Consider the following 24,869-nt stretch of genomic DNA (forward strand, 5'->3'; position numbering starts at 1 on the left):
CACATCCACGACTACCGCCAGTGGCTCCGCCACCGGCTCGTCATTCCCCAGCCAACCTTCCACCCTGATCCCGGAGTCTCACCATGACACGCACTCCCCCGACATTCCGCGCCCTGCTGGGCGCAACCCTGCTTACGCTGGCCGGCATCGCGCCGCAGGCGGCCCACGCACTGGACATCAAGCTCGGCCACGTGCTGGCACCCAACCACAGCTGGAACAAGGCGGCCGAAGGCTTCGCCGCCGAGGTCAAGGAAAAGACCGCAGGACGCGTGAACTTCGTGCTGTTCCCCAGCGGCCAGCTCGGCAACGAGAAGACCATGGTCGAAGGCCTGCAGATCGGCAGCCAGGGCGCCGCCATCATCGGCTCGGGATCGCTCCAGCCGGTCGAGCCCAAGTTCGGCATCGTCGAACTGCCTTACACGTGGACTACCGTGCAGCAGGCCTACAAGGCCTACGACGGCGACCTGGGCCAGGCGCTGGCGCAGCTGGCCGAGAAGAAGAACCTCGTCATCATCTCGTGGTGGGAAAACGGCTTTCGCCATCTCACCAACAATCGTGGACCGGTCAATACCCCGGCCGACCTGTCGGGGATGAAGACCCGCGTCACGCCGGACAAGATGCGCCTGGACACCTTCACCGCGCTGGGAGCCAACCCCGCGCCGCTGGCCTTCGGCGAACTCTACTCGGCCCTGCAGCAGAAGGTCTTCGATGCCCAGGAGAATCCGCTCTCCATCATCTACACCTCGTCTTTCTTCGAGGTACAGAAGTACCTGTCGCTCACCGGCCACGTCTGGGGTCCGGCCAGCCTGATCATTTCCAAGCCGGTGTGGAACCGCATCTCGCCCGAAGACCGCAAGGTCGTGCAGGCCGCCGCCGACAAATGGCGCGACGCCCAGCGCAAGATGATCTCCGACAGCGATGCCCAGCTCGTCGCCCAGCTCAAGGAGAAAGGCATGCAGGTCAACGAAGTCGACAAGAAGGCCTTCGCCGCCGCCGTGGAGCCCGTGTGGAAGACCTACTCGGCCGTCTATGGCCCGGAGCTGATGGGCCTGGTGCAGAAGTACCGCGAGGGCCAGTGATGCTGAGCCGCCTGTCCGCCCTCCTGTCGGGCGCCAGCAAGACCGCCGCCGCGCTGGCGGTGGCCTTGCTGGCCATCCTGATCAGCTACGTGGTCTACGCCCGCTTCGTGCTGCATGCCACGCCGCACTGGGCCGAGGAACTGCCCCGCCTGGTGCTCGTCTGGTCGGCGTTCATAGGCGGCGTCACGTGCAGCTTCGAACGCTCGCACCTCATGGCGGGGCTGCTGCCGTTCATGGTGCGCAAGCCGCGCGTGCTCGCCGCCATCGAGCGCCTGAACCAGGCACTGATCATCGTCGGCCTGGCCGTGCTCGGGTACGCCGGCTGGCAGCTCGCCGAACTCACGAAAGACCAGACCCTCCCGGCGCTGGACGTCTCCGCCGGCACGGTCTATCTGGCCCTGCCGTTTGCCTGCGCCATCACGGTGGTGGTGCATCTGGCGCAACTCTTTTCCCCCTCCGTGGCAAAGGATTGAGTACAAATGTCTACGGGTGCCCTTTTCCTGATGGGTGTGTTCGCGGTCACGGTGTTGATCGACATGCCCATCGCCTTCGGCCTCGTGCTGTCCTGCCTGGCCTATCTCGCGGTCTACGATGCCGCGCCCATGATGGTGGCGGCGCAGCAGTACGTGGCCGGGCTCGACAGCTTCACGCTGCTGGCCATCCCCCTTTTCATCCTGGCGGCCCAGCTCATGAACGGCGCCGGCCTCACCCAGCGCATCGTGCGCCTTTGCGCCGCCATCGTGGGCGACATCAAGGGCGGGCTGGCGGTGGTGGCGGTGCTGGCCTGCCTGATGTTCGGCGCGCTGTCGGGCTCCGGCGTAGCCGACGTGGTCGCCATCGGCGGCCTGCTGCTGCCGGCCATGGCGCGCAGCGGCTATGACAAGGGCTTCAGCTGCGCCCTGGTCGGCAGCGCCGGCGCGACGTCCACCATCATCCCGCCCAGCATCGTGCTGATCGTCTACGGCACCATCACCGACACCTCGGTGGGCAAGCTGTTCCTCGCGGGCATCGTGCCGGGCATCCTGCTCGGGCTGTCGCTGATCGGCGTGGCCATCTGGCAATCGCGCAAATACGGATGGGCCGGCGGCCAGCCCTTCAGCTGGCAGGAACTGCGGGCCGCCCTGCTCGACGCGATTCCCGCCCTCATGGTGCCGGTGCTCATCATCGGCGGCATCCGCTTCGGGGTCTTCACCGCCACCGAGGCCGCCTCCAGCGCCATCGTCTACGCCCTGCTCATCGGTTTCTTCTGGTACCGCACCCTCAGTGTGCGAACCATCTGGAACAGCCTGCGCTCCACCGGCGAAGGCAGCGCCGCCATCCTGCTGCTGATCGGCGCGTCCGCCGTATTCGCGTGGGTGCTGGTGGCCGAACAGGTGCCCCAGGCGCTGTCCGCCCTGCTGGTCGAATGGACGGACAGCCGGGTGACGGTGCTGCTGGTGCTGACCGTGGTCCTGCTGCTGCTGGGCACGTTCATGGAAGCCATCCCGGTGATCATCATCGTGGCGCCCGTGGTCATGCCCGTGCTGGCCCACTACAACATCGACCCGGTGCACTTCGGCATCCTGCTCTCGATCAACATGGCCATCGGTGCCAACACGCCGCCTGTGGGCGTGGACCTGATGGCTGCCTGCAAGATCGGCGGAATCAACATGATGCAGACGCTGCGCCCCCTCAGCTGGATGATGCTGGCCATGACGGCCGTGATGCTGCTGCTCACGTTCGTTCCCGAACTGGTGCTGTTCCTGCCGAGGCACGTGCAATGAGCGCCCCGTCTGTCGATGCCATGACCGCGCTGCGCCGCCCTCCCGCGCTGCGCCGCAGCTGGATGTTCGTGCCGGGCCTGGATGCAGCCGCGCAGGCCGCCGCGCTGGCCTGCGGCGCCGACGCGCTGGTGGCCGACCTCGAGGAATTCACGGCGCCTGCCGACCGTCCGGCGGCAAGGCCGCGCATCGCGGCGCTGTTTGCCGAATGCCGGCGCCAGGGAGTGATCGCAGCCGTGCGCATCAACAAGCTGGAGCATGATGGCCTGGACGACCTGCGCGGCATCATGCCCGGCGCGCCGGATGCCGTGTTCCTGCCGCATGCCGAGAGTGCCGGCCAGATCGCCGCCCTGGACGAGGCAATCGGCCAGCTGGAGCGCCAGCTCGGCCTGCCGCCCGGCAGCACGGAGATCGTCCCGACGCTGGAGTCTGCGCTCGGCCTGCATCGCGCCTACGAGATCCTCAGTGCCAGCCCGCGCGTGACGGCCTGCCTCCTGGCCGCGGAGGATCTCAGCGCCAGCCTGGGCGTGGAGCGGGGCAAGGACGGCATGGAACTGCAGCACGTGCGCGCCCGCTTTCTGGTGGACTGCATTGCCGCCGGCTGCCTGCCGATCGACTGCCCATTCAACTACCGCGACCTGGAAGCCCTGGAAACCGACCTGCGCTGGGCGCGCCGCATCGGCCTGAAGTCCAAGTGCGCCACCGTGGCCGGACAGGTGCGGCTGATCCATGCGGCCTTCACGCCCGGCCCCGACGACGTGGCGGCCGCGCGATCGCTGGTGGGCCGCTACGAAAGCCAGCGCGCAGGCCAGCACCACGGTGAGCCCGTGGATCCGCCCGCCTACGGCACCGCGCGCCGGCTGCTGGAGCGCCACCACCAATTCGAACAATGGGAGGCCCGCTGGCGCATGAGCGCCGCGCCTCGACGAGAAGGAGATACCGCATGACCCCGTCCCAGCTGCCCGAGCGCAACGGCGGCCAGATTCTGATGCAGCAGTTGCGCATCCACGGCGCCCGGCGCGTGTTCATGATCCCCGGCGAAAGCTACCTGCCGTGCATCGATGCGCTCAATGAGCACACCGGCTCGATCCAGCCCGTGGTGTGCCGCCAGGAAAGCGGCGCTGCCTACATGGCCGAGGCCTACGGCAAGCTCACCGGCGAGCCCGGCATCTGCTTCGTCACGCGGGGCCCTGGCGCCACCAATGCAAGCATCGGCGTGCACACGGCCTTCCAGGATTCCACGCCCATGATCCTGTTCGTCGGCCAGGTAGGCGGCGACTTCATCGAGCGCGAGGCTTTCCAGGAGATCGACTACCGCCGCATGTTCGGCCAGATGGCCAAGTGGGTGGCGCAGATCGACCGCACCGACCGCATCCCCGAATACGTCGCACGCGCCTACGCCGTCGCCACCAGCGGCCGTCCGGGCCCGGTGGTGCTGGCGCTGCCCGAAGACACGCTGTGGGGCCGCGCCCGCGTGGCAGACATGCCGCGCTACTGCCGCGTGCACAGCCATCCCGGCGCCGCCGACCTGCGGCGCATGTGCGAACTGCTCGATCAGGCCGAGCGCCCCTTCCTGCTGCTCGGCGGAACAGGCTGGACGCAGGCGGCCGTCGCAGACATCGCGACCTTCGCCGAACGCTTCGAATTGCCCGTGGGCACGGCGTGGCGACGGCTCGAGTGCTTCGATCAGCGCCACCCCAATGCCGCCGGCCACGTGGGCTGGTCCATGACCCCGGCGCTGCGCCGGCGGCTGCTGGAGGCAGACCTGATCCTGGCCGTGGGCACCCGCATGGGCGAAGCCACGACCGAGGGCTACACCGTCATCGAAAGCCCGGTGCCGCGCCAGCGGCTGGTCCACGTCTATCCGGACCCGGCAGAGCTGGGCCGGGTCTATGCGCCCACCCAGGCCATCGTGGCCGACGTGGCGAGTTTCGCAGCCGCCGCTGCAGCACTGCAGCCCGGCCATGGCGCATCGCGCGCGCAAGCCGTGCGCCAGGCACATGCAGAACTGCTGGCCAGCCTCGAACCCCTCCCCGCGCCCGGCCCCATGAGCCTGGACCGGGCGGCGGCCTACGTGGATGCCCATCTTCCCGCCGATGCCTGCATTACCGTTGGCGCCGGCAACTATGCGCTCTATCCGCATCGCTATCGCCGCTATGCCGGCCCGGGAACGAGCCTGGCCCCGACAGTCGGGTCGATGGGCTACGGCCTGCCGGCAGCCATCTCGGCCAAGCTCGAATGCCCTCAGCGCACGGTGGTCTGCTATGCCGGAGACGGCTGCTTCCAGATGAACATGCAGGAGCTGGGCGTGGCGCTGCAGTACCGCCTGGGCATCGTCATCCTGGTTTTCAACAACGGCATGTGGGGCACCATCCGGGCGCACCAGGAGCGCGAGTTCCCCGCGCGCGCCATCGCGCTGGACTTCGCCAACCCGGAGTTCACCCAGATCATCCGGGGCTATGGCGGCTACGGCGAAGTCGTGGAACGCACCGACGATTTCGGCCCGGCCTTCGAGCGCGCACGCGCCTACGCCGACCGCGAGCATCTGCCAGCCCTGCTCGAGATCCGCTACGACGGCGACGGCATCGCGCCGGGCAATACGCTGTCGGCCATACGCGAGGCCGCCGAGGCACGCGCCGCGGCAGCCCCGCTCTGACCCAGGAGAGCTTCATGGAAACCCATACCATCTCTATCGACGGCAAGCGGCTGTGGCAGTCGCTCATGGACCTGGCGCGCATCGGCGCCACCTCCAAGGGCGGCAACTGCCGCCTTGCGCTCACCGCCCTGGACGGCCAGGGCCGGGATCTAGTCACGGGCTGGATGCGCGAGGCGGGACTCGCCGTGCGCGTGGACCAGGTCGGCAATATCTTTGCCCGCCGTGCAGGCCGCAACGACTCCCTGCCGCCGGTCATGACAGGCAGCCACATCGACACGCAGCCCACCGGCGGCAAGTTCGACGGCTGCTACGGCGTGATGGCCGGGCTGGAAGTCATGCGCACGCTGAACGACCACGGCATCGTCACCGAGGCCCCGCTGGAAGTCGCCATCTGGACCAACGAGGAAGGCTCGCGTTTCCTGCCGGTCATGATGGGGTCGGGCGTCTTCGCGGGCAAGTTCCCGCTGGAGACGGCGCTGTCGGCGCGCGACCACCAGGGCAAGTCGGTGGCCGAGGAACTGGCCGCCATCGGCTACGCCGGCACCGACCCCGTCGGCAGACGGCCCGTGGACGCCTACTTCGAGGCGCACATCGAACAGGGGCCGATCCTCGAGCACGAGGCCAAGGTCGTGGGCGTGGTCACGGGTTCGCTGGGCGTGCGCTGGTACGACGTCTGCGTCACCGGCATGGAGATGCATGCCGGCCCTACCCCCATGCCGATCCGCAAGGACGCGCTGTACGCCGCGAGCTTCCTGCTGCAGGCCGTGGTCGGGATCGCCAACGCCAACCAGCCGAACGGCCGCGGCACGGTGGGCGAGATCCACGCCCATCCGGGTTCGCGCAACGTGATCCCGGGGCAGGTGCGCTTCACGGTGGACCTGCGCCACGAGGACGAGGCCACGCTGGCCCAGATGCACCAGCGCTGGCTCGAGGCCTGCGCCGATATCGGCCAACGCCACGGCGTCTCGGTCGACGTCAACCCGGTGCAGTACTTCCCGCCCACGCCCTTCGATCCGGACCTGGTCGGCAAGGTGCGCGACGGTGCCACCCGGCGCGGCCTGCCCGCGATGGACATCGTCACCGGCGCCGGCCATGACGCGGTCTACATGGCCAGCGTCGCACCCACCGCCATGATCTTCGTGCCGTGCAAGGACGGCGTCAGCCACAACGAGATCGAGGATGCCAAGCCCGAAGACCTCGAAGCCGGCTGCAATGTCCTGCTCGACGCCATGCTGGCACGGGCCCGCGTCGCCGGCTGACGAGCCGGCCGTCAGCTGGCGCTGATGGCCCGACACCTCTTTCCATCGGAAGCAGCAATCATGACTCTGCACGACGCAACGACCTGGCGCGCCAGGGCCGCCGCCCTTTCCTGCCCGGGCCAGGCATACATCGACGGCGCCTGGCGCGATGCCGCCGACGGCGCCACCTTTCCGGCCATCAGCCCCATCGATGGCCGCAAGCTCGCCGATGTGGCGGCCTGCGGCCCGGCCGACGTGGACCTCGCGGTACGCGCCGCCCGGCGCGCCTTCGAGGCCGGTGTCTGGCGCGGCCTTGCCCCGCGCGAGCGCAAGGCCCGCCTGTTGCGCCTGGCTGCCCTGATCGAGGCACACGCCGAAGAACTGGCGTTGCTCGAGACACTCGACATGGGCAAGCCGATTCGCGACGCCCTGGCCTTCGACCTGCCGGAAACCGCACGGGCCTACGCCTGGTACGCCGAGGCCATCGACAAGCAATACGACGAGATCGCGCCCACCGGCCCGCAGGCGCTCGCCACCATCACGCGCGAGCCCGTGGGCGTCGTGGCGGCCGTCGTGCCCTGGAACTATCCGCTGATGATGGCCGCGTGGAAGGTCGCGCCGGCGCTGGCCACCGGCAACAGCGTGATCCTCAAGCCCGCCGAGCAATCCTCGCTGTCTGCCATACGGCTGGCCGGGCTGGCCGAAGAAGCAGGCATCCCGCCCGGCGTATTCAACGTCGTCCCCGGCCGCGGCGCCGAAGCCGGACAGGCGCTGGGGCTGCATCCCGACGTGGACTGCATCGCGTTCACCGGCTCCACGGCCACCGGCAAGCGCTTCATGGCGTACTCGGCGCAATCCAACCTGAAGCGCGTGTGGCTGGAATGCGGCGGCAAGTCGCCCCATATCGTGTTCGACGACTGCCCCGACCTCGAGCGCGCTGCCCAGGCAGCGGCGTTCGCCATCTTCGCCAACCAGGGTGAGGTGTGCATCGCCGGATCGCGCCTGTACGTGCACGAGGCCATCTACGACGCCTTCCTCGAAAAACTGGCTGCCCATGCCGCAACGATGCAGCCGGGAGATCCACTGGATCCGGCCACGCCCATGGGCGCCATGGTCGACGAGCACCAGATGCGCAGCGTGCTGGCCCGCATCGAGGCGGGAAGCCGCGAAGGCGCACATCTGCACACCGGCGGCCGGCAGGCGCTGGCCGACAGCGGCGGCTACTACATCGAGCCGACCATCTTCGAATGCCGCGATGCAGACAGCTCGCTGCTGCGCGAAGAGATCTTCGGTCCGGTCCTGGCCGTCCAGCGCTTCCGCACCGAGGACGAGGCCATTCGCCTGGCCAACGATTCCGTATACGGGCTGGGCGCAGGCCTCTGGACCGCCAACCTCGGGCGTGCCCATCGCCTGTCTCGGCGTTTGCGTGCCGGACTGGTGTGGGTGAATTGCTACGCCGATGGGGATATCACGGTGCCTTTCGGGGGAGTGAAGCAATCCGGATTCGGCCGCGACAAGTCGCTGCACGCGCTGGACAAATACACCGACCTGAAGACCACCTGGATCAGCCTGCATGACTGAAGCCGCGCGCCGGCCTCAGGGCTGCGGCCCGGGCGCATGCCAATAGCGCCGGGCCGCATCGCGCCAGCCCTGCAGGGCCAGCCCCTCGGGGCTGGACCAGGCCACCACGGCGCCGTCGCGGTCGGTGCGCCACACCCGTGCGCCCGAAGCTTCCCAGCGCCGCACCACCGCAGCGGCAGGATGCCTGAACCGGTTCAGGTGGCCGGCCTGGATCAGCACGTGGGACGCGCCTGCCGCCTCGACCAGGGCCGGGCCGGACGACGTGGCCGACCCGTGGTGCGGTGCGAGCACCACGTCGGCCCGAGGCAGGCCTGCGACGTAACGCCCCTCCTCCGCCGTGCCGGCGTCGCCCGGCAGCAGCGCGCGATGCGCCCGCCCTTCCACCAGCAGCACGCAGCTGCGCGCATTGTCGTCCGCGTCCGCCGCGCCGGAACCGGCGTCCGCCGGAGGATGCACGAAGCGCAGCCGCACGCCGTCCATCTCCCAGCTGCCGCCGGCATGGCATGCCTGCACGTCCGCCGGCACGACAGGGGCCTGCAGCCAGCCGTCCGGCCGCAGGCGCGCCTCCCGGTCCAGGTGTGCGGAAACGTCGAAGGAGGCATGGAGACGGCCGACTTCGAAGGCCGCCAGCACGCTGCGCAGGCCGCCCGCATGGTCCAGGTCGGCATGGGACACGACCAGCACGTCGATGGCGCGTATCCCGCGGCTGCGCAGATAGGGCGCCACCACCTGTTCGCCTGCATCTTCCCCGCTGTAGCGGCGCGGACCGGTGTCGTACAGCAGCACGTGCCGCGCCGTCTCCAGCACCACCGCGCTGCCCTGTCCCACGTCGAGCGCCGCGAGCCGCCAATCGCCATGCTCCGGCCGGTCGGGGCGCCAGCACAGCAAGGGCAGCACGAAGAACCAGCCCAGATGCCGGCCGGGCCAGCCGCGCCCCTGCAGGGCGGAAACCACGCCCGCCAGGGCCAGCGCAAGCAGCGGCCAGGGCGCCGCGGCCAGGTCCACCACCGCCCATCCCGCCCGTCCGAGCGCGGCCACGGGCATCATCACTGCCTGGAACAAGGCATGGGCGGTCCAGCCTGCCGCATGGGCCAGCGTGTCCGCCCCGGGGACCACGGCAAGCGCGGCACACAGCAGCGCGAGCGGCGTCACCACGGCCCCCACGATGGGAATGGCAAGGGCATTGGCGAACGGCGAGGCCAGCGAAAGCTGGCGCACCAGGTAGGCCAGCAACGGCGCCAGCGCCAGCGTGATCGCGCCCTGCACCAGCACGAAACCGCGCACCGCCGCCATGGCCCGGGCCCGCCAGCCGCGCGCCGGCCGTGGCGCTGCGGCCACGCGCATGAGTATGGCCACGGCGCCGAAAGACAGCCAGAACCCGGGCGCCAGCACGGCCCAGGGGTCGAGCAGCACCACGCAGGCTCCCGCCAGCAGCAGGATGCGCGACGGCCCGAGGGGCAGGCGCGAGAACGCCGCCGCCGCAACCACCGCCAGCATGAAGAACGTACGGCGTGCGGGCACGCCCCAGCCTGCCAGCAGGCAGTATCCCAGCGCCACGGTCAGCGCCGCAGCGCCTCCCGCCACCTGCGCCGGCAGGCGCTCGGCCAGGCCAGCCCCGCGCCAGCGCGCCCGGCGCCACGCCAGGGCCACCGCCATCCCGCCCATGGCTGCCACCAGGGTCACGTGCATGCCGCTGATGGACACCAGGTGCGTGATGCCGGTGCGGTTGAAGACTTCCCAATCCTCGCGGGCCACGCCGGCCTGGTCGCCGATGGCCAGGGCAATCAGCACCGGACCATAGCGCATGCCGTCCAGCGCCCGGCGCATGCCGGCGCGCACATGGTGGCGCACGCGCTCGATGGCGGTGTCCGCCCGCGACCACGGCCGGTCTTCCAGCAGCCGCGGCTGGCCGCGCACCGTGGCCACCGCACGCACGCCCTCGGCGAAATCGCGCTGCTCGGCATCCCAGGCATGCGGGTTGGCAGGCCCGTAGGGCCGCCGCAGGATCAGGGCCATGCGCCAGCGCTGCCCGGGCAGCACTTCGGGAAGGCGGTCGTCCTGGCCCGGCCGGCCATGCCAGGTGATGCGCAGCCGCGCCGGAATGCCGGCAGGCCGGCCGGGCTCCGCTTCGGCCAGGAAACGGCGCATGCCCGGTTCGTCGTGTGCCAACGCCACCACGCGGACCACCAGGCGGGAGACCTGGTCGTGGTGCTCGGGCGCCAGCGCGTCGGCCAGCCGGGCATGGGCCTGCAACCCCGCGTTCCCCACACCCGCCAGCAGGCCCGCCGCCGCCAGGCAGATGCGTGCCCGCGGGTGGCCTGGGGCAATCGGCCATGCCGTACAGGCACAGGCTACCGCACCAACCAGGGCCAGCCACAGCAGTTCCCGGGCGGGCAGCCCAGCGCACTGATGGATCAGGCCATGCCCGGCAAGCAAGGCAAGCAGGAACAGGCGTCCGGCGATGGCAGTCTCCCCAAAACCGCCAGCCTAGCCGCCGGTGCGGCGCGCGTGCAGCACAGTACATGGCAAGGTCCATGCGTGGAGGCCGTGGCTCGGCCACGGCAATCGCAGGGCGCGCGCCCGGGAATCTCAGTGCTGGATGCCCAGCACCGTCCCGACCTGGTCCACGGTGCGCTGCAACGCACCGAGGCCGGCGTTGCCCAGCAAGTACCAATCGAAGCCATCCAGGTACACCACCCGGCCATTGCGCCAGGCGCGGGTGCGATGCACCGGCTCGCGGTCCAGCAACTTGCCGGCCGGCTCGGCGTCGGGCCGGCTCAAGACCCTGTCGCGGTCGATCACGAAGATCCACTCCGGGTCCATCCTGCCGATGTCCTGCACCGTCAGGGGCAGGCCGCGCTCTCCGGCCTGGCTGAAATCCTGCACCGCCGGACGCAGCCCCAGGCCGTCGTGAAGAAAGCCATAGCGCATTCCCGGGCCCTGCGCGAACATCTCGCCCCGGCTTGCGAGGATCAGCAGGCTGGTGCCGGCCGCCGCTGCCCTGGCGCGCACGGCCGCGATGGCGCTGCGCAACGCCCCCACACGGCGCGCCGCTTCGTCCTCCTTGCCATAGAGCTTGCCCAGGATCCCGGCGTTGCGCATCACGTCCTCAGCCAGATGCGAGACATCCACCGACATATCGGCCACGGGCGCCAGCCGGGCCAGCTCGGCCGCCCGGCGCGACGAGCGGCCACCCACGAAGATCACCTGCGGCGCGGCCGCCTGGATCACCTCGAGGTTGGGCGCGAACAGGGATCCCACCTTCAGGAACTTCTCGCCCGCATACTTGGCAAGCCGGTCCGGCCACTTTGGCAGGGTTGGAACGCCCTGCACCTCCACGCCCAGGACGGAGAGCGTGTCGATGGTGGCGAGATCCACGGCCACTGTATGCCTGGGCTGCATGGGCACCACGACGTCGCCGCCGGCTTGCCGGATGACGAGCGACTCCTGCGCGGCGGCCGGCAACACCGCGCCCAACGCCAGGATGGACCACGCCATCCATCGCCGCAGGCGTGCGGCGCATGGCCGCGCTTTCATGCCGGTTTCTCGCGGCAGCACCGGCCCGTGGCCTGGGGGTTGCGGCTCATTTCTTGTTCTCCTGATGTTGTACAGTCCCCTCGCCCCCCTCGTTCCGTGAATCGTCCTGCACACAACCGCGAATGTAAACTATTCACGGTACGCAGTACGCTCCGCCTCCAGCAACCGTCTTTCCGGATCTTTTATCTTCTTGATCATTCTTGACCCACAGACGGCGCGCCGCAAGACAAACTTCGGGCTGCCAGCCCAGACGCAACATGGCTTCCCCCCTCCATGACCACCCGCCGCATCCTGCTGATCGACGACGACATCGAACTCTCGCAGATGCTCCAAGAGTATCTGGCCCCATCCCACTTTGAACTCACCCTGGCGCACAGCGCCGCCGATGCGCTCGCCCCGCTGGCCGGCGACGCCCACGACCTGATCCTGCTGGACCTGATGCTGCCCGACGGCAACGGGCTGGAGCTGCTCAAGCAGCATCGCCGGACGTCGCGCCGGCCGGTGATCATGTTCACCGCACACGGGGGCGAAACCGACCGCGTGCTGGGACTGGAGTTCGGGGCCGACGACTACCTGGCCAAGCCCTTCAGCCCGCGCGAGCTCAAGGCGCGCATCACTGCCGTGCTGCGCCGCTTCGAGGCGGCGCCGCAGCCGGGCACCGCCGCCCTCGCGGTGGGCTCGCTGCACCTCGATCCCGCCACGGGCCGGGCACGCGTCGGCGACGATGAAGTCCTGCTTACCGGCGCCGAACAACGCATACTCGAGATCCTGATGCGCACGCCCGGCCAGGTGGTCCCGCGCGAGCAGATCAGCCGGTACGCGCTGGGCCGCGCGCCCGACCGCTACGACCGCAGCATCGATACCCACATCAGCAGCCTGCGCAAGAAACTGCGCCTGGACCGCGACACCTCAAGGCCCGCCATCCGCAACCTCCGCGGCCTGGGGTACGTGCTGGCAGGCTGCGCCTGAAGATGCCGCGGTTTCCCGGGCGGTCGCTCTTCTGGCGCGCCTTCCTGTCGTTCTGGGGCGCCATGGCCATCATCGTGGCCTGCGGCATGATGCTGACGGCTGCGACGGCGTGGTACCGCTTCAAGTCGCTGGACGGCCTGAATCCGACCAATCTCACGCAGGACGCGACCCAGGTGGCGCGCACCCAGGGGCGCGACGGGCTCGAGCGCTGGCTGCGCGCCATGGAGAGCCGCTATGCGGCGCTGAAGATCTACGTCCTGGATGAGGACGACCGCGACATACTCGGCCGCAGCCTGCCGGCGCGCCAGGTCGACTGGCTTGCCGACTACCGGGCGTCGCCGGAAGGCCAGGCCCTGGCACAGGGCCTGGACCCCGACCGGCCCCAGCCAGGCCAGGAGGGCATCCGCGTGTCGTGGTGGGCCCCCCAGCCGCTGATGCTGCCCGACGGCACGATGCTGCTCATGCTGTTCCTGCCGTTCGATTCCTCGCACTGGGAGGTGCTGTCGCTGTCGCCGGTGCTGCTGGCGCTGCTGCTGGCGCTGCTGCTCTTCGCCCTGGCGGTCACGGCGCCGTTCTGCTGGGCGCTGATGCGCCACATCACGCGGCCGCTGGATGAATTGCGCCAGGCCACCCGGGCGCTGGCCGAGGGCCGGCTCGACATCCGCACGCCGCCAGCATTGTCGCAACGCCGCGACGAGCTGGGCAACTTCGCACGCGATTTCGACATCATGGCATCGCGCCTGCAGTCGCTGGTCGACACGCGCGAACAGCTGCTGCGCAACGTGGCGCATGAACTGCGCTCGCCATTGGCCCGGCTGCAGCTGGCCCTCGCGCTGGCGCGGCGCAAGGACGCCACGCAGGACATGCAGCTCGACCGTATCGAACGCGAGGGCGCCCGCCTGGACGAGCTCGTGGGCCACACCCTGCAGCTGGCGCGCCTGGGTGCGCTGCCCGCGCCCACTGCGCTGCTGGATCTGCGCAGGCTGGTGGACGAAGTGGTGAGCGACGCCCGCTTCGAAGCCAGCGGCCGCGGCGTGTCGATCACCTGGAACGCTCGCTCGCCCACTACGGTCCGCGGCGACCACAGCAGCCTGGCGAGCGCCGTGGAGAACGTGGTGCGCAACGCGCTGCGCCATGCGCCCGCCGGTTCGGTCGTGACGCTGCAATTGCGCACCGATTCGCGCTGCGCCATGCTGGATATCGCCGACCAGGGGCCGGGCGTGCCGGAAGACGAGCTCGAGAATCTGTTCGAGCCGTTCTACCGGGTGGGAACGACCGCCCCGAAGGGGCCGGGCGCAGGCCTGGGCCTGACGATCGCCCGCACCGCGGTCCACGTCCATGGCGGCAGCATCACAGCCGAGAACGTCAGCCCCACAGGCCTGCGCGTGCGCATCACGCTGCCGCTGGCGCTGATCTGAGCCGTGCGCGCGGCGTCAGCCGGACTGCGGCAGGTTCGCCAGACGCGGCAATACGCGCCGGGCGGTGTCGGTGGTGGCCTGCGCCACTTCAGGCAGCGTCAGCCCGCGCAGTTCGGCCAGCACGCCTGCGATCCGCGCGAGCTCGCCGGGGCGATTGCGCCGCCTGGGCGGGTGCAGCCACGCCGGCGGTATGTCGGGCGCGTCCGTCTCCAGCACCAGATTGGCAAGCGGCACATCCACCGCATGCCGCCGGATCTGCAGGGCGCGCTCATAGGTCATGGCGCCGCCCATGCCCAGCGCGAACCCCTGCGCCACGAAGGCCCGGGCCTGCTGCGCGCTGCCGTTGAACGCATGGGCAATGCCGCCGATGGCCACATGGCGCCGCAGGTGCTTGAGCAGGATGTCCTGCGACTTGCGCACGTGGAGCAGGACCGGCAGGCCGAATTCGGCGGCCATGTCGAGCTGTGCGGCATAGAAGCGCTCCTGGCGTGCGCGCTGCTCGCCCTCGGCGATCTCGCGTACGAAGAAATCCAGCCCGATCTCGCCCACCGCCACCAGGCGCGGATCTTCGCGCGCGTCGTTCAGCCAGGCCCGCAGTTCGGCCAGGTCGGCATCGCGGGCCTGCTGCACGTACAGAGGATGTATGCCCAGGGCATAGGCCCCGCCCGGAATGCGCCACGCAAGGTCGCGCACCACGGGGAAATTGGCATGCGCCACGGCAGGAATCACGATGGCGTCCACGCCGCATGCGCGGGCGTGCTCGACGACCGCGTCACGGTCGTCGTCGAACTCGGCGGCATCCAGGTGGCAGTGCGTATCGACCAGCATGGCGACTCCTCGGGCCGCGATGGCCTGTGCGCCGGACCTTCCGGCGCCAGCCCGGGGGCCTGTTAACAGGCTAGACCAGCCGGCCGTTCTCCATGAGCAGCTGGCGGTCGGCGCGCGCAGCCAGCTCCGGGTCATGGGTGACGATAGCAAACGCCGTACCCGATTCCCGGTTCACCCGCGTCAGCAATTCGAACATGGTGTGCGCGGTATGGCGGTCGAGATTGCCGGTGGGTTCGTCGGCCAGCACGCAGGCCGGCCGCGTCACCAGGGCCCGTGCCAGGGCCACGCGCTGGCGCTCTCCACCCGACAACTGGCCGGGATAATGCCCTTCGCGCGCGCCCAGCCCCACCTGCGCCAGCACCTCGCGCGCGGCGCGGCGCGCGGCGGCGCGCTCTTCGCGCCGCACGATGAGCGGCATGGCCACGTTGTCCAGCGCCGAGAACTCCGGCAGCAGGTGGTGGAACTGGTACACGAAACCCAGGCTGCGGTTGCGCAGCGCGCTTTTGCCGGCCTCGCTCAGCCCTGCCGCGGACACGCCGTCGATGGTGACCGATCCGCGGGTCGGCACGTCCAGCAGGCCCAGTATGTGCAGCAGCGTGCTCTTGCCGGAACCCGACGCGCCCACGATGGCCACCATCTCGCCACGGGCCACGCTCAGCGACACATCGTCGAGCACCTGGATGCGGGCGGGGCCCTCGTCGTAGATCTTGTGCAGGCCTTCGGCACGCAGTGCCGGGGTGGAAGGATCGCGAAGCTCAGTCATGGCGCAGCACCTGGGCCGGTTGCAGGCGCGAGGCGCGCCAACTCGGATACAGCGTCGCCACCAGCGACAGCACCAGCGAAGTCAGGCCGATGGTGGTGATGTCGGCCACCTGCGGGTCGGACGGCAGCGCGCTGATGAAATAGATTTCCCGCGGGATGAACTGCACCCCGAGCAGCCGCTCGATGAAGGGCACGATGGTTTCCACGTTGTAGGCGATCAGCATGCCCCCCGCCACGCCGAGCACGGTGCCGACCACGCCGATCAGCGCGCCCTGCACCAGGAATATCCGCGCCACCTCGCGCGGGCCTGCGCCCAGCGTGCGCAGGATGGCGATGTCCGACTGCTTGTCCTTGACCGCCATCACCAGCGACGAAAGCAGGTTGAACGCCGCCACCGCGACGATTAGCGCCAGGATGAGGAACATCATGCGCTTCTCGGTCTGCACGGCGGCGAACCAGGTGCGGTTGTTGCGCGACCAGTCGCTGGCCATGACGTAGGGCGGCAGCGCACGCGACAATTCCGCGGCCACTTCGGGCGCACGCTGCATGTCGGCGATCCGCAGGCGCACGCCGGCCGTGCCGCTGTCGCGGAATACCCGCGCGGCATCCTCGTCGTCCACGAAGGCCAGCGACGAGTCGTACTCATAGTGGCCCGAGGAGAACGTGCCCACCACGGTGAACTGGCGCATGCGCGGCGCGAAGCCGGCGGGGCTGATGGACCCCTGCGGGGCCATCATGAGCACGGTATCGCCCACGCGCACGCCCAGGCCGTCGGCGAGGTCGCTGCCCAGCACCACGCCGAAGCCGCCGGGCTTGAGGTCCGCGAGCCTGCCCTCCACCATCTGCCGCGGGACGTCGGACACCTCGCCCTCGAGTCCGGGGTCGATGCCGCGCACCTGCACGCCGCGCAGCGCCTGGCCGCGCACCAGCATGGCCTGCGCCGCCACGAAAGGCGCCGTGCCCCGCACCTCGGGATTGCGTCGCGCAGCGTCGCCGAACTCGCGCCATTGCGCCAGCACGCGTTCGGGCAGGGCGCCCGGGATGTACAGCTCGATGTGCGGCAGCACCGACAGCATGCGGTCGCGCACTTCCTTCTGGAAGCCGTTCATCACGGAGAGCACGACGATCAGCGCGGCCACGCCCAATGCGATGCCGGCCATGGAGGTGGCGGCGATGAAGGAAATGAAGCGGTCGCGACGGCCGCGACGCTGGCGGATGCGGGCCATGCCCGCATAGCGGGCGCCGATCCAGAGTTCGTAGGGAATTTTCAGCACGGGCGAATTATGGCACTAAGGAGAGAGATAACCGTCCCCGGATGTTACGGTTTTCCGGCAGGATGTGTCGCCGGCCCGTCCTGCCAAAGCGCCGGGCACTACAATGCCGGCCTATGCGCATCGTGATTCCCGGCGCCCTGCCCGCCCTTCCCATTGCCACCGAACTGGCCAGGCACCTGCCCCAGTCGGCGCCGGTCCTGCATGCCTGGTTGCGTGCCGGGCAGGCGCAGGCCGAGGATTTCGACGTACGCGAGCAAGGCTGCACGCCGTTCGAGGCGTGGCAGCTTGAGCAGGCGGGTTACACCCCCGAGCCGGGCCTGCCGCCGGGCGCCGGCCTGGGGCCGCTGCATGCCCAGGCGCATCCGGGCGACGAGCCCGTATGGCTGGCCGAACTGGTGCACATGGCGCTGGGCACGGACCAGGCCAGCCTGCTGGATCCCGAACTGATGGACCTGCAACCCGACGAAAGCCACGGCCTGTACGCCTCGGCCCAGCCGCTGTTCGACGGCACGGGCTTTTCCGCCGAACCGCTCGCGGCCCGACGCTGGCGCGTACGCCTGCCGGCCGGCCTGCGGCCCGCCACCGTCAGCCCGCGCGCCGTGGCCGGCCACCCGCTGCATGCCTGGTGGCACCAGGACGCCGCCACCCGCCCGTGGCGGCGCCTGCTGAACGAAATCCAGATGGCCTGGCACGACCACCCCGTGAACGAGGCGCGCGCCGCGCGCGGCGCGGCCCCGGTCAATGGCCTGTGGCTGTACGGCGGCGCGCGCCCCTGGGCCTACCGCGCCGACGGGCAGGCCGAGGTCTGGACGGAGCTCGACGCCGCCCACCGCGCGGGCGACTGGGCAGCCTGGCTCGAGGCCCTGGCGCGCCTGGATCGCCAGCGACTGCAGCCGCTGGCCCGCGCCGGCGGATTGCCCGCCGGACCCGTCGAACTGCTGCTGCTTGGCGCCGACCGCCGCGTCCGGCTTACCCTGAAACCGCGTGCCGGCCTGCTGCGATGGCTGCCGGCACCCAAGCGTGATTGGAATACCTGGTGGTCACACCCCGTCTCACCGTAAGAACGAGCGATCTGCAGATCTGCCGCGCCCTCGAGGCTGCCGGCATCCATCCCTTGCTGTCGCGGCTATGGGCTGCGCGGGGCGTCACCCACCCCGAACAGACGCGCCATGCCTGGCCCGCCTTGTTGCCGCCCAGCGGCCTCACGCACACTGACCACGCCGCGGCGGTGCTGGCCGATGCCATCCAGCAGGGCAAGCGCCTGCTCATCGTGGCCGACTACGATTGCGACGGCGCCACGGCCTGCGCCGTGGGCATGCGCGCGCTGCGCGCCATGGGGGCCGACGTCGATTTCCTGGTGCCCAACCGCTTCGAGACCGGCTACGGCCTGTCGCCCGCGGTGGTCGACCTGGCCTGCCGGCATCGCAGCGGCAAGCCCGACATCATCATCACCGTGGACAACGGCATCGCCAGCGTCGACGGCGTGGCCGCAGCCAATGCCGCCGGCATCGGCGTGGTGGTCACCGACCACCACCTGCCCGGCGACACCCTGCCCGACGCGCTCGCCATCGTCAATCCCAACCAGCCCGGCTGCGGCTTTCCGTCCAAGAACCTGGCCGGCGTGGGCGTGATCTTCTACATGATGCTGGCCCTGCGCGCCGAACTGCGCCGCCGCGGCGTCTATCCGCCTGACGGCGGCCCGCGCCTGGACGCCCTGGCGGACCTGGTCGCGCTCGGCACCGTGGCGGACGTGGTCAAGCTGGATGCCAACAACCGGCTGCTGGTCTCCCAGGGCCTGCAGCGCATGCGTACCGGCCGGATGCAGCCGGGCCTGCGGGCGCTCTTCGCCGTGGCCGGACGCGAGCCGCGCGGCGCCAGCGCGTTCGACCTGGGCTTTGCCGTGGGCCCGCGCATCAATGCCGCCGGCCGGCTGGCCGACATGAGCCTGGGCATCGCCTGCCTGATCACCGATGACGAGGGCCAGGCCCTCGAACTCGCGCGCCAGCTCGACCAGATCAACCGCGACCGGCGCACGATCGAAGCCGAGATGCGCGAGCAGGCCCTGGCTGCCATGGAAGATCCGGCCGCATCCGCCGGCGCCACCGTGTGCGTCTTCGACGCGGGCTGGCACCAGGGCGTGGTCGGGCTGGTCGCCTCGCGGCTGAAGGAAAAGTTCTGGCGCCCCACCCTCGCCTTCGCGCCGGCCGGCGACGACGAGATCCGCGGTTCCGGGCGCTCCATCCCCGACGTCCATCTGCGCGACGCGCTGGACCTGGTCTCCAAGCGCCACCCCACGCTGATCCGCAAGTTCGGCGGGCACGCGATGGCGGCCGGCCTGACCCTCGGGCGCAACGATTTCGCGGCCTTTGCGCCCGCTTTCGACGCCGCCGTCCGGGAACTCACCGGCCGCGACCGCTTCGAGCCGCTGATCGAGACCGACGGCTCGCTCGAGAGCGGCTATGCCAATGCCGAAGTGGCCGGCATGCTGCAGCAGCAGGTATGGGGCGCGGGCTTCGCCGCCCCGCTCTTCCTGGACGAATTCAAGGTGCGGCAGCAACGCCTGGTCGGCGAAAAGCACCTCAAGCTGTCGCTCGAGCGCGGCCACCAGCGTTTCGACGCCATCTGGTTCGGCCGCGACCAGCCCCTGCCCGAGCAGGTGCAGGCGGCCTACCGGCTGGAGCAGAACGTGTGGAACGGCATGGTGTCGGTGCAGCTGGTGATCGAATATGCGGCCTGATGCCGCCCGTTGCCGGCCGGACCGGCGCCGCGACGGGCTGGCGCAGGCGCGGTAAAATACCCGGTTTCGCATAAAGCTCAGGATCACAATCATGGAAGCCGAACGTCAGAACCAGATCGCCGCCCGCCTTGCCGACTACGCGGAGCGCGAGCAGGCTCTACGGAGGTATCTTTGACTACGATGCCAAAGCTGAACGCCTGCAGGTCGTAAACGCCGAGCTCGAAGACCCGGCCGTCTGGAACGACCCCAAGCACGCCCAGGATCTCGGGCGTGAGAAGAAATCCCTCGAAGACGTCGTCGGCGCCCTCGCCGAAATCGGCCAGGGCGTGGCGGATTCGCTCGAGCTCTTCGAGCTCGCCTGCGCCGACGACGACGATGCCACCCTGCTCGCCATCGAGCGCGACGCCGACGCCTTCCAGGCGCGGCTCGAGGCGCTGGAATTCCGGCGCATGTTCGCCAACCCCGCCGATCCGCTGAACTGCTTCCTCGACATCCAGGCCGGCGCCGGCGGCACGGAAGCCCAGGACTGGGCCTCCATGCTGCTGCGCCAGTACCTCAAATATGCCGAGCGCAAGGGCTTCAAGGCCGAGGTGCTCGAGGAATCCGAAGGCGAAGTCGCCGGCATCAAGTCGGCCACGATCAAGATCGAAGGCGAGTACGCCTTCGGCTTCCTGCGCACCGAAACCGGCGTGCACCGCCTGGTCCGCAAGAGCCCCTTCGACTCCTCCGGCGGGCGCCACACCTCGTTCGCCAGCGTGTTCGTCTATCCCGAGGTCGATGAGTCGTTCGAGGTCGAGATCAACCCGGCCGACCTGCGCGTGGATACGTATCGCGCCAGCGGCGCGGGCGGCCAGCACATCAACAAGACCGACTCCGCCGTGCGAATCACGCACATGCCCACCGGCATCGTGGTGCAGTGCCAGAACGACCGCTCGCAGCACCGCAACCGCGCCGAAGCCATGCAGATGCTGAAGTCCAAGCTGTACGAGCTGGAAATGCGCAACCGCATGGCGGAACAGCAGAAGCTCGAGGATTCCAAGACCGACGTGGGCTGGGGCCACCAGATCCGCTCCTACGTGCTGGACCAGAGCCGCATCAAGGACCTGCGCACGAACGTCGAGATCTCGAACACACAGAAGGTGCTCGACGGCGACCTGGACACCTTCATCCAGGCCAGCCTGAAGCAGGGCGTGTAAGCATCGCCGTTTCCCGTTCCCAACCGAGGCCCACAGGCATGACCGACACCATCGCAATCCTCACCGGCGCGTCCCGCGGCATCGGCGCCGCCCTGGCCCGCGGGCTGCTCGCGCCCGGCACGCGGCTGATCACGCTCGCGCGGCGCGATGACGCCGAGCTGGCCGCCCATGCCCAGGCCCGGGGCGCCGAACTGGAACAGGTGCGCGTGGACCTCTCCGACCCGGCTTCGGCCAGCCAGGCCGCCGAGCGCATCTGCACTGCCCTGCCCCGCGATGCGCGCCGCTACGTGCTGATCAACAATGCGGGCACGGTGGCCCCGGTGGCTGCCGGCGCCAACCTGGTCGAAGGCGCAGCCATCGCGCAGGCCTTCAATCTCAACGTCACCGCGGTCATGCTGCTCACGGCCCGCTTCCTGCAGGCCGTGCAGGACGTCCAGGCCGACCGCCGCGTGCTCAACATTTCCTCCGGCGCCGGCCGCAATCCCAACGCCGGATGGGGCGTGTACTGCGCCACCAAGGCCGCCCTCGACATGTACACGCGCGTGCTCAAGCAGGAACAGGGCGCAGGCGGCGTGCGGGTGGCGTCGCTTGCGCCGGGCATCGTCGACACCGACATGCAGGCCGCGATCCGCGCCAGCAGCCCGGACGACTTCCCGGCCCTGCCCAAGTTCCAGGACTTCAAGGCTTCCGGCATGCTGTCCGCGCCCGCCGACGTGGCAGCGCGCATCCTCGCCTACCTCGACCGCGACGATTTCGGCAGCACCGAGATCGACGACATCCGCAATTACAAGTAGACCCGCATCATGACTGATCAATCGCCCGCCGCGGCAGCCCAGGACGAAAACCGCCTGATCGCCGAACGGCGCGCCAAGCTGGCCAAGCTGCGCGAAACCGGCATCGCCTATCCGAACGACTTCGTGCCCGACGCCAGGGCGGCGGACCTGCACGCGCAGTACGGCCAGCAGGAGCACGAAGCCCTGGCCGCCGCCGGCGTGCACGTCAAGGTGGCGGGCCGCATGATGCTGAAGCGCGTCATGGGCAAGGCCAGCTTCGCCACCCTGCAGGATGCCAGCGGCCGCATCCAGATCTATCTCGAGCGCGGTACCCTGGGCGACGAGGCCTACGCCGATTTCAAGCAATGGGACATCGGCGACATCATCGCCGTCGAAGGCACGGTCTTCAAGACCAACAAGGGCGAGCTCTCGGTGCATGCACGGCAGGCGCGCCTGCTGTCCAAGTCCCTGCGCCCGCTGCCCGACAAGTTCCACGGCGTCTCCGACACCGAGCTGCGCTATCGCCAGCGCTACGTCGACCTCATCATGACCGAGGCCACGCGCCGCACCTTCGAGGCGCGCAGCAAGGCGGTGGGCAGCATCCGGCAGTTCATGCTGGAGTCGGGCTTTCTCGAGGTCGAGACCCCGATGCTGCATCCGATCCCGGGCGGCGCCGCGGCCAAGCCGTTCGTCACGCACCACAATGCGCTCGACATGGAGATGTTCCTGCGCATCGCGCCCGAACTCTACCTGAAGCGCCTGATCGTCGGCGGCTTCGAGCGGGTCTTCGAGATCAACCGCAACTTCCGCAACGAAGGCGTGAGCCCGCGGCACAACCCCGAGTTCACCATGATGGAGTTCTACGCGGCCTATGCGGACTACCGCTGGCTCATGGACTTCACCGAAGCGCTGATCCGCCATGCCGCGATCGCCGCCACCGGCAGCGCCGTGCTCAGCTACCAGGAGCGCGAACTGGACCTGTCCCGGCCCTTCGACCGCCTGACCATCTGCGAGGCGATACTCAAATATGCGCCCGGCTACACCCAGGCGCAGCTCGACGACGCCGGCTTCCTGCGCGCGGAACTCAAGAAGCTGGGCGCCGACGTGGGCGGCCCGGTGCTGTCGCGCGCGGGCCTGGGCGCCCTGCAGCTGGCCCTGTTCGAGGAAACGGCCGAATCGCAGCTCTGGAACCCCACCTTCATCATCGACTATCCGGTCGAGGTCTCGCCGCTGGCGCGCGCTTCCGACACCCGCCCGGGCATCACCGAGCGCTTCGAACTGTTCATCACCGGCCGCGAGATCGCCAACGGCTTTTCCGAATTGAACGATCCCGAAGACCAGGCCGAACGCTTCCGCGCACAGGTGGAGGCCAAGGATGCCGGCGACGAGGAGGCCATGTACTACGATGCCGACTACATCCGGGCCCTGGAATACGGCATGCCTCCCACCGGCGGCTGCGGCATCGGCATCGACCGCCTGGTGATGCTGCTCACCGACAGCCCCAGCATCCGCGACGTGATCCTGTTCCCGCACCTGCGGCGCGAAGACTGAGCGCCCCATGATCGCCAAGGTCGTACTGCTGCTGGCTTGCGTGGTGGCGCTCTACGTGCTGGTGTTCGGCGCCCGCCGGCCCCAGGCCGCCTGGCCGGCTACCCGGCGCGGCGCCTGGATCCTGCTGGCAGCCACCGCGCTGGGCTGGCTCACCGGCCTGGCATGCGCCATGTTGTGGTTCACCAGCCAGCACGGCGACGTGGACGTGCTGCTGGCCATGGCCCTGGGCCTGCTGGGCCTGGCGGGCGGTGCCGGCCTGCTGGTCGGCATGCGGGCGCTGCGCTAGTACTACGCTAGCCCCGCAAGGTGCCCGGCGATTTGCGGAGCAGAACACCAAGACCGGCTCACGCGTCCACCGCGGCCGATATCCGGCCGAACAGCGGATCGGCATGCGCCGGATCGAGCCAGCGCACGATCACCACCATGCGGCGCTCCGGCTCGATCCAGGTGAACGAGCTGCCCGCTCCCACGCCGAAGAAGCTCGAGGCGGAGACGCTGGGAAACACCTTGCCCTCGTGGTTGAGCCAGATCAGGAAGCCATAGTAGGGCGCCAGCGCGCAGGGCTTGCGCATCTCGCGTATCCATTCGGCCGACAATACCTGCCTGCCATCCGCGGCCCGGCCCTCGTCCAGGAGCATCCGGCCGATGAGCGCCTGGTCGGTGCTGCTGATGGAGCAGCCTCCGCCCCAGTGGGAGCCCCCGGGCACCGACTGCATCCGCTTGCCGTCGATCTCGACCCAGGCGTTGTCGTAGCCCACCCATTGCCAGTCTTCGCTGGCTCCCAGCGGCCGGGTGATGGCTTCGCGGAACACCTCGGGCACCGGCTTGCGGAACAGGTGCAGCAGCGCATACGACAGCTGGTTGATGCGCACGTCGTTGTATTCCCAATACGTGCCGGGCGGCTGCAACGGCCGCGCCTCCCCCTTGTTGCCCGCCGGCGGCGGACCGAACGTGACGGCGCGATAGCGGTCGGCCTGGTCCGCGATGCCGAAGCGTTCGCCCTGCCACTCGCTGGTCTGCTGCAGCAGATGGCGCCAGGTGATCGCCGCGTTATGCGGGTCATCGAAGCCTATGCCGGGCAGTTGCCGGCCCACGGGTGCGTCCAGGTCCGGGATCAGCCCGCGGTCGAACGCCACGCCGGCCACCAGCGCGAGATACATCTTGGCCACGCTGAAGGTGAGGTCGGCGCGCCCGGGCTCGCCCCAGGACGCGATCGTCCTGCCTTCCTGCACCACCAGCCCCGACACCGGGCCGCGATCATGCAAGGGGCCCCACAGGCGGTTCCAGGGTGGCGGGTCCTTCTGGTGCACGCCGAACACGCCCTCCACGCTGCGGTCCCAGGAGGTTTCGTGTGCTTGCGCATAGGCAATGGCTTGCTGCATCAGGGCATCGTTCATGGCGGTCCGGTCGTGGAGTGGCGTAGAGACAGGCACGCCACTTTATCCCATTGCCGGGGGGCGGCACTTCAGGGTATCCACCACGATGCTGCCACGCACAAGTCACCTTATAG

General features: G+C 69.6%; 21 protein-coding genes. 15 read left to right on the forward strand and 6 right to left on the reverse strand.

Features of this window, described 5'->3' with window-relative positions; genetic code table 11:
- The first annotated feature begins 83 nt into the window (after positions 1–83).
- The 7 genes from ACYBYQ_RS11320 to ACYBYQ_RS11350 are packed head-to-tail and all read left to right on the forward strand — an operon-like array spanning position 84 to position 8,314.
- Positions 84–1,079 (forward strand): TRAP transporter substrate-binding protein, encoded by a 996-nt coding sequence (locus tag ACYBYQ_RS11320; RefSeq protein WP_459614293.1) that lies wholly within the window; start codon positions 84–86, stop codon positions 1,077–1,079.
- Positions 1,079–1,552: a TRAP transporter small permease gene (locus ACYBYQ_RS11325; protein WP_459614294.1), complete on the forward strand. Its 474-nt coding sequence runs from the start codon at positions 1,079–1,081 to the stop codon at positions 1,550–1,552. Before ACYBYQ_RS11320 ends, ACYBYQ_RS11325 begins: the two co-directional genes overlap by 1 nt.
- Before the next feature lie 6 nt (positions 1,553–1,558).
- Positions 1,559–2,842 carry a TRAP transporter large permease gene (locus ACYBYQ_RS11330; RefSeq protein ID WP_459614295.1) on the forward strand — a complete coding sequence of 428 codons (1,284 nt, stop codon included), beginning with the start codon at positions 1,559–1,561 and terminating at the stop codon, positions 2,840–2,842.
- Complete coding sequence (locus ACYBYQ_RS11335) at positions 2,839–3,786, forward strand: HpcH/HpaI aldolase/citrate lyase family protein (protein ID WP_459614296.1); 948 nt, start codon at positions 2,839–2,841, stop codon at positions 3,784–3,786. The genes ACYBYQ_RS11330 and ACYBYQ_RS11335 overlap by 4 nt, the downstream gene beginning before the upstream one ends.
- A complete protein-coding gene (locus ACYBYQ_RS11340) occupies positions 3,783–5,495 on the forward strand; it encodes a thiamine pyrophosphate-binding protein (protein ID WP_459614297.1) in 1,713 nt (570 codons plus the stop codon). The genes ACYBYQ_RS11335 and ACYBYQ_RS11340 overlap by 4 nt, the downstream gene beginning before the upstream one ends.
- 14 nt (positions 5,496–5,509) lie before the next feature.
- Positions 5,510–6,754 carry a Zn-dependent hydrolase gene (locus ACYBYQ_RS11345; protein WP_459614298.1) on the forward strand — a complete coding sequence of 415 codons (1,245 nt, stop codon included), beginning with the start codon at positions 5,510–5,512 and terminating at the stop codon, positions 6,752–6,754.
- Between the two features lie 60 nt (positions 6,755–6,814).
- On the forward strand, positions 6,815–8,314 hold the full coding sequence (locus ACYBYQ_RS11350; RefSeq protein ID WP_459614299.1) for an aldehyde dehydrogenase: 1,500 nt from the start codon (positions 6,815–6,817) through the stop codon (positions 8,312–8,314).
- 15 nt (positions 8,315–8,329) lie between these two features.
- Here ACYBYQ_RS11350 and ACYBYQ_RS11355 read toward each other — a convergent pair whose 3' ends face one another.
- Positions 8,330–10,777: a DNA internalization-related competence protein ComEC/Rec2 gene (locus tag ACYBYQ_RS11355; RefSeq protein ID WP_459618761.1), complete on the reverse strand. Its 2,448-nt coding sequence runs from the start codon at positions 10,775–10,777 to the stop codon at positions 8,330–8,332.
- Positions 10,778–10,903: 126 nt separating this feature from the next.
- Positions 10,904–11,812: a siderophore ABC transporter substrate-binding protein gene (locus ACYBYQ_RS11360; protein ID WP_459614300.1), complete on the reverse strand. Its 909-nt coding sequence runs from the start codon at positions 11,810–11,812 to the stop codon at positions 10,904–10,906.
- A gap of 312 nt (positions 11,813–12,124) precedes the next feature.
- Here ACYBYQ_RS11360 and ACYBYQ_RS11365 point away from each other — a divergent pair, with 312 nt between their 5' ends.
- Positions 12,125–12,820, forward strand: a complete 696-nt coding sequence (locus tag ACYBYQ_RS11365; protein ID WP_459614301.1) for a response regulator transcription factor — start codon at positions 12,125–12,127, stop codon at positions 12,818–12,820.
- A gap of 2 nt (positions 12,821–12,822) precedes the next feature.
- A complete protein-coding gene (locus ACYBYQ_RS11370) occupies positions 12,823–14,238 on the forward strand; it encodes a sensor histidine kinase (protein ID WP_459614302.1) in 1,416 nt (471 codons plus the stop codon).
- Between the two features lie 15 nt (positions 14,239–14,253).
- On the opposite strand, the gene ACYBYQ_RS11375 is transcribed toward ACYBYQ_RS11370, so the two are convergent.
- The 3 genes from ACYBYQ_RS11375 to ACYBYQ_RS11385 all read right to left on the reverse strand — a co-directional run bounded on the left by ACYBYQ_RS11375 (position 14,254) and on the right by ACYBYQ_RS11385 (position 17,054).
- A complete protein-coding gene (locus ACYBYQ_RS11375; RefSeq protein ID WP_459614303.1) occupies positions 14,254–15,066 on the reverse strand; it encodes a TatD family hydrolase in 813 nt (270 codons plus the stop codon).
- Between the two features lie 70 nt (positions 15,067–15,136).
- Positions 15,137–15,829 carry an ABC transporter ATP-binding protein gene (locus ACYBYQ_RS11380; protein ID WP_459614304.1) on the reverse strand — a complete coding sequence of 231 codons (693 nt, stop codon included), beginning with the start codon at positions 15,827–15,829 and terminating at the stop codon, positions 15,137–15,139.
- Positions 15,822–17,054 (reverse strand): lipoprotein-releasing ABC transporter permease subunit, encoded by a 1,233-nt coding sequence (locus ACYBYQ_RS11385; RefSeq protein WP_459618762.1) that lies wholly within the window; start codon positions 17,052–17,054, stop codon positions 15,822–15,824. Before ACYBYQ_RS11385 ends, ACYBYQ_RS11380 begins: the two co-directional genes overlap by 8 nt.
- A 161-nt stretch (positions 17,055–17,215) precedes the next feature.
- Between ACYBYQ_RS11385 and ACYBYQ_RS11390 the strand changes: the two genes are divergently transcribed.
- From ACYBYQ_RS11390 to ACYBYQ_RS11415, 6 genes are all read left to right on the forward strand, one after another.
- Complete coding sequence (locus tag ACYBYQ_RS11390; protein WP_459614305.1) at positions 17,216–18,163, forward strand: hypothetical protein; 948 nt, start codon at positions 17,216–17,218, stop codon at positions 18,161–18,163.
- Positions 18,139–19,839: a single-stranded-DNA-specific exonuclease RecJ gene (gene recJ, locus ACYBYQ_RS11395; protein ID WP_459614306.1), complete on the forward strand. Its 1,701-nt coding sequence runs from the start codon at positions 18,139–18,141 to the stop codon at positions 19,837–19,839. The genes ACYBYQ_RS11390 and recJ overlap by 25 nt, the downstream gene beginning before the upstream one ends.
- A 91-nt stretch (positions 19,840–19,930) precedes the next feature.
- Positions 19,931–21,035, forward strand: a protein-coding gene (prfB, locus tag ACYBYQ_RS11400) for a peptide chain release factor 2 (RefSeq protein ID WP_459614307.1) whose coding sequence is annotated in 2 segments (ribosomal slippage) — positions 19,931–20,011 and positions 20,013–21,035 — 1,104 coding nt in all. Because the reading frame shifts where the segments join, the coding sequence is not laid out codon by codon here.
- Positions 21,036–21,073: 38 nt separating this feature from the next.
- On the forward strand, positions 21,074–21,829 hold the full coding sequence (locus ACYBYQ_RS11405; protein WP_459614308.1) for an SDR family oxidoreductase: 756 nt from the start codon (positions 21,074–21,076) through the stop codon (positions 21,827–21,829).
- 9 nt (positions 21,830–21,838) lie between these two features.
- Positions 21,839–23,359, forward strand: a complete 1,521-nt coding sequence (gene lysS / locus ACYBYQ_RS11410; RefSeq protein ID WP_459614309.1) for a lysine--tRNA ligase — start codon at positions 21,839–21,841, stop codon at positions 23,357–23,359.
- A gap of 7 nt (positions 23,360–23,366) precedes the next feature.
- Positions 23,367–23,645, forward strand: a complete 279-nt coding sequence (locus ACYBYQ_RS11415; protein WP_459614310.1) for a hypothetical protein — start codon at positions 23,367–23,369, stop codon at positions 23,643–23,645.
- A 58-nt stretch (positions 23,646–23,703) separates the two neighbouring features.
- Here ACYBYQ_RS11415 and ACYBYQ_RS11420 read toward each other — a convergent pair whose 3' ends face one another.
- Positions 23,704–24,756 carry a serine hydrolase domain-containing protein gene (locus tag ACYBYQ_RS11420; RefSeq protein ID WP_459614311.1) on the reverse strand — a complete coding sequence of 351 codons (1,053 nt, stop codon included), beginning with the start codon at positions 24,754–24,756 and terminating at the stop codon, positions 23,704–23,706.
- Positions 24,757–24,869: the final 113 nt, after the last annotated feature.

Source organism: Bordetella sp. 2513F2 (assembly GCF_054642735.1).

Bases quoted from the DNA above. Each gene is read 5' to 3' on its own strand.
- ACYBYQ_RS11385 (WP_459618762.1), bottom strand. From the start codon at position 17,054: ATGGCCCGCATCCGCCAGCGTCGCGGCCGTCGCGACCGCTTCATTTCC.
- ACYBYQ_RS11365 (WP_459614301.1), top strand. From the start codon at position 12,125: ATGACCACCCGCCGCATCCTGCTGATCGACGACGACATCGAACTCTCG.
- ACYBYQ_RS11325 (WP_459614294.1), top strand. From the start codon at position 1,079: ATGCTGAGCCGCCTGTCCGCCCTCCTGTCGGGCGCCAGCAAGACCGCC.
- ACYBYQ_RS11330 (WP_459614295.1), top strand. From the start codon at position 1,559: ATGTCTACGGGTGCCCTTTTCCTGATGGGTGTGTTCGCGGTCACGGTG.
- ACYBYQ_RS11405 (WP_459614308.1), top strand. From the start codon at position 21,074: ATGACCGACACCATCGCAATCCTCACCGGCGCGTCCCGCGGCATCGGC.
- ACYBYQ_RS11390 (WP_459614305.1), top strand. From the start codon at position 17,216: ATGCGCATCGTGATTCCCGGCGCCCTGCCCGCCCTTCCCATTGCCACC.
- ACYBYQ_RS11360 (WP_459614300.1), bottom strand. From the start codon at position 11,812: ATGGCGTGGTCCATCCTGGCGTTGGGCGCGGTGTTGCCGGCCGCCGCG.
- ACYBYQ_RS11420 (WP_459614311.1), bottom strand. From the start codon at position 24,756: ATGAACGATGCCCTGATGCAGCAAGCCATTGCCTATGCGCAAGCACAC.
- ACYBYQ_RS11380 (WP_459614304.1), bottom strand. From the start codon at position 15,829: ATGACTGAGCTTCGCGATCCTTCCACCCCGGCACTGCGTGCCGAAGGC.
- ACYBYQ_RS11340 (WP_459614297.1), top strand. From the start codon at position 3,783: ATGACCCCGTCCCAGCTGCCCGAGCGCAACGGCGGCCAGATTCTGATG.
- lysS (WP_459614309.1), top strand. From the start codon at position 21,839: ATGACTGATCAATCGCCCGCCGCGGCAGCCCAGGACGAAAACCGCCTG.
- ACYBYQ_RS11345 (WP_459614298.1), top strand. From the start codon at position 5,510: ATGGAAACCCATACCATCTCTATCGACGGCAAGCGGCTGTGGCAGTCG.
- ACYBYQ_RS11415 (WP_459614310.1), top strand. From the start codon at position 23,367: ATGATCGCCAAGGTCGTACTGCTGCTGGCTTGCGTGGTGGCGCTCTAC.
- ACYBYQ_RS11320 (WP_459614293.1), top strand. From the start codon at position 84: ATGACACGCACTCCCCCGACATTCCGCGCCCTGCTGGGCGCAACCCTG.
- ACYBYQ_RS11375 (WP_459614303.1), bottom strand. From the start codon at position 15,066: ATGCTGGTCGATACGCACTGCCACCTGGATGCCGCCGAGTTCGACGAC.
- ACYBYQ_RS11350 (WP_459614299.1), top strand. From the start codon at position 6,815: ATGACTCTGCACGACGCAACGACCTGGCGCGCCAGGGCCGCCGCCCTT.
- ACYBYQ_RS11370 (WP_459614302.1), top strand. From the start codon at position 12,823: ATGCCGCGGTTTCCCGGGCGGTCGCTCTTCTGGCGCGCCTTCCTGTCG.
- ACYBYQ_RS11335 (WP_459614296.1), top strand. From the start codon at position 2,839: ATGAGCGCCCCGTCTGTCGATGCCATGACCGCGCTGCGCCGCCCTCCC.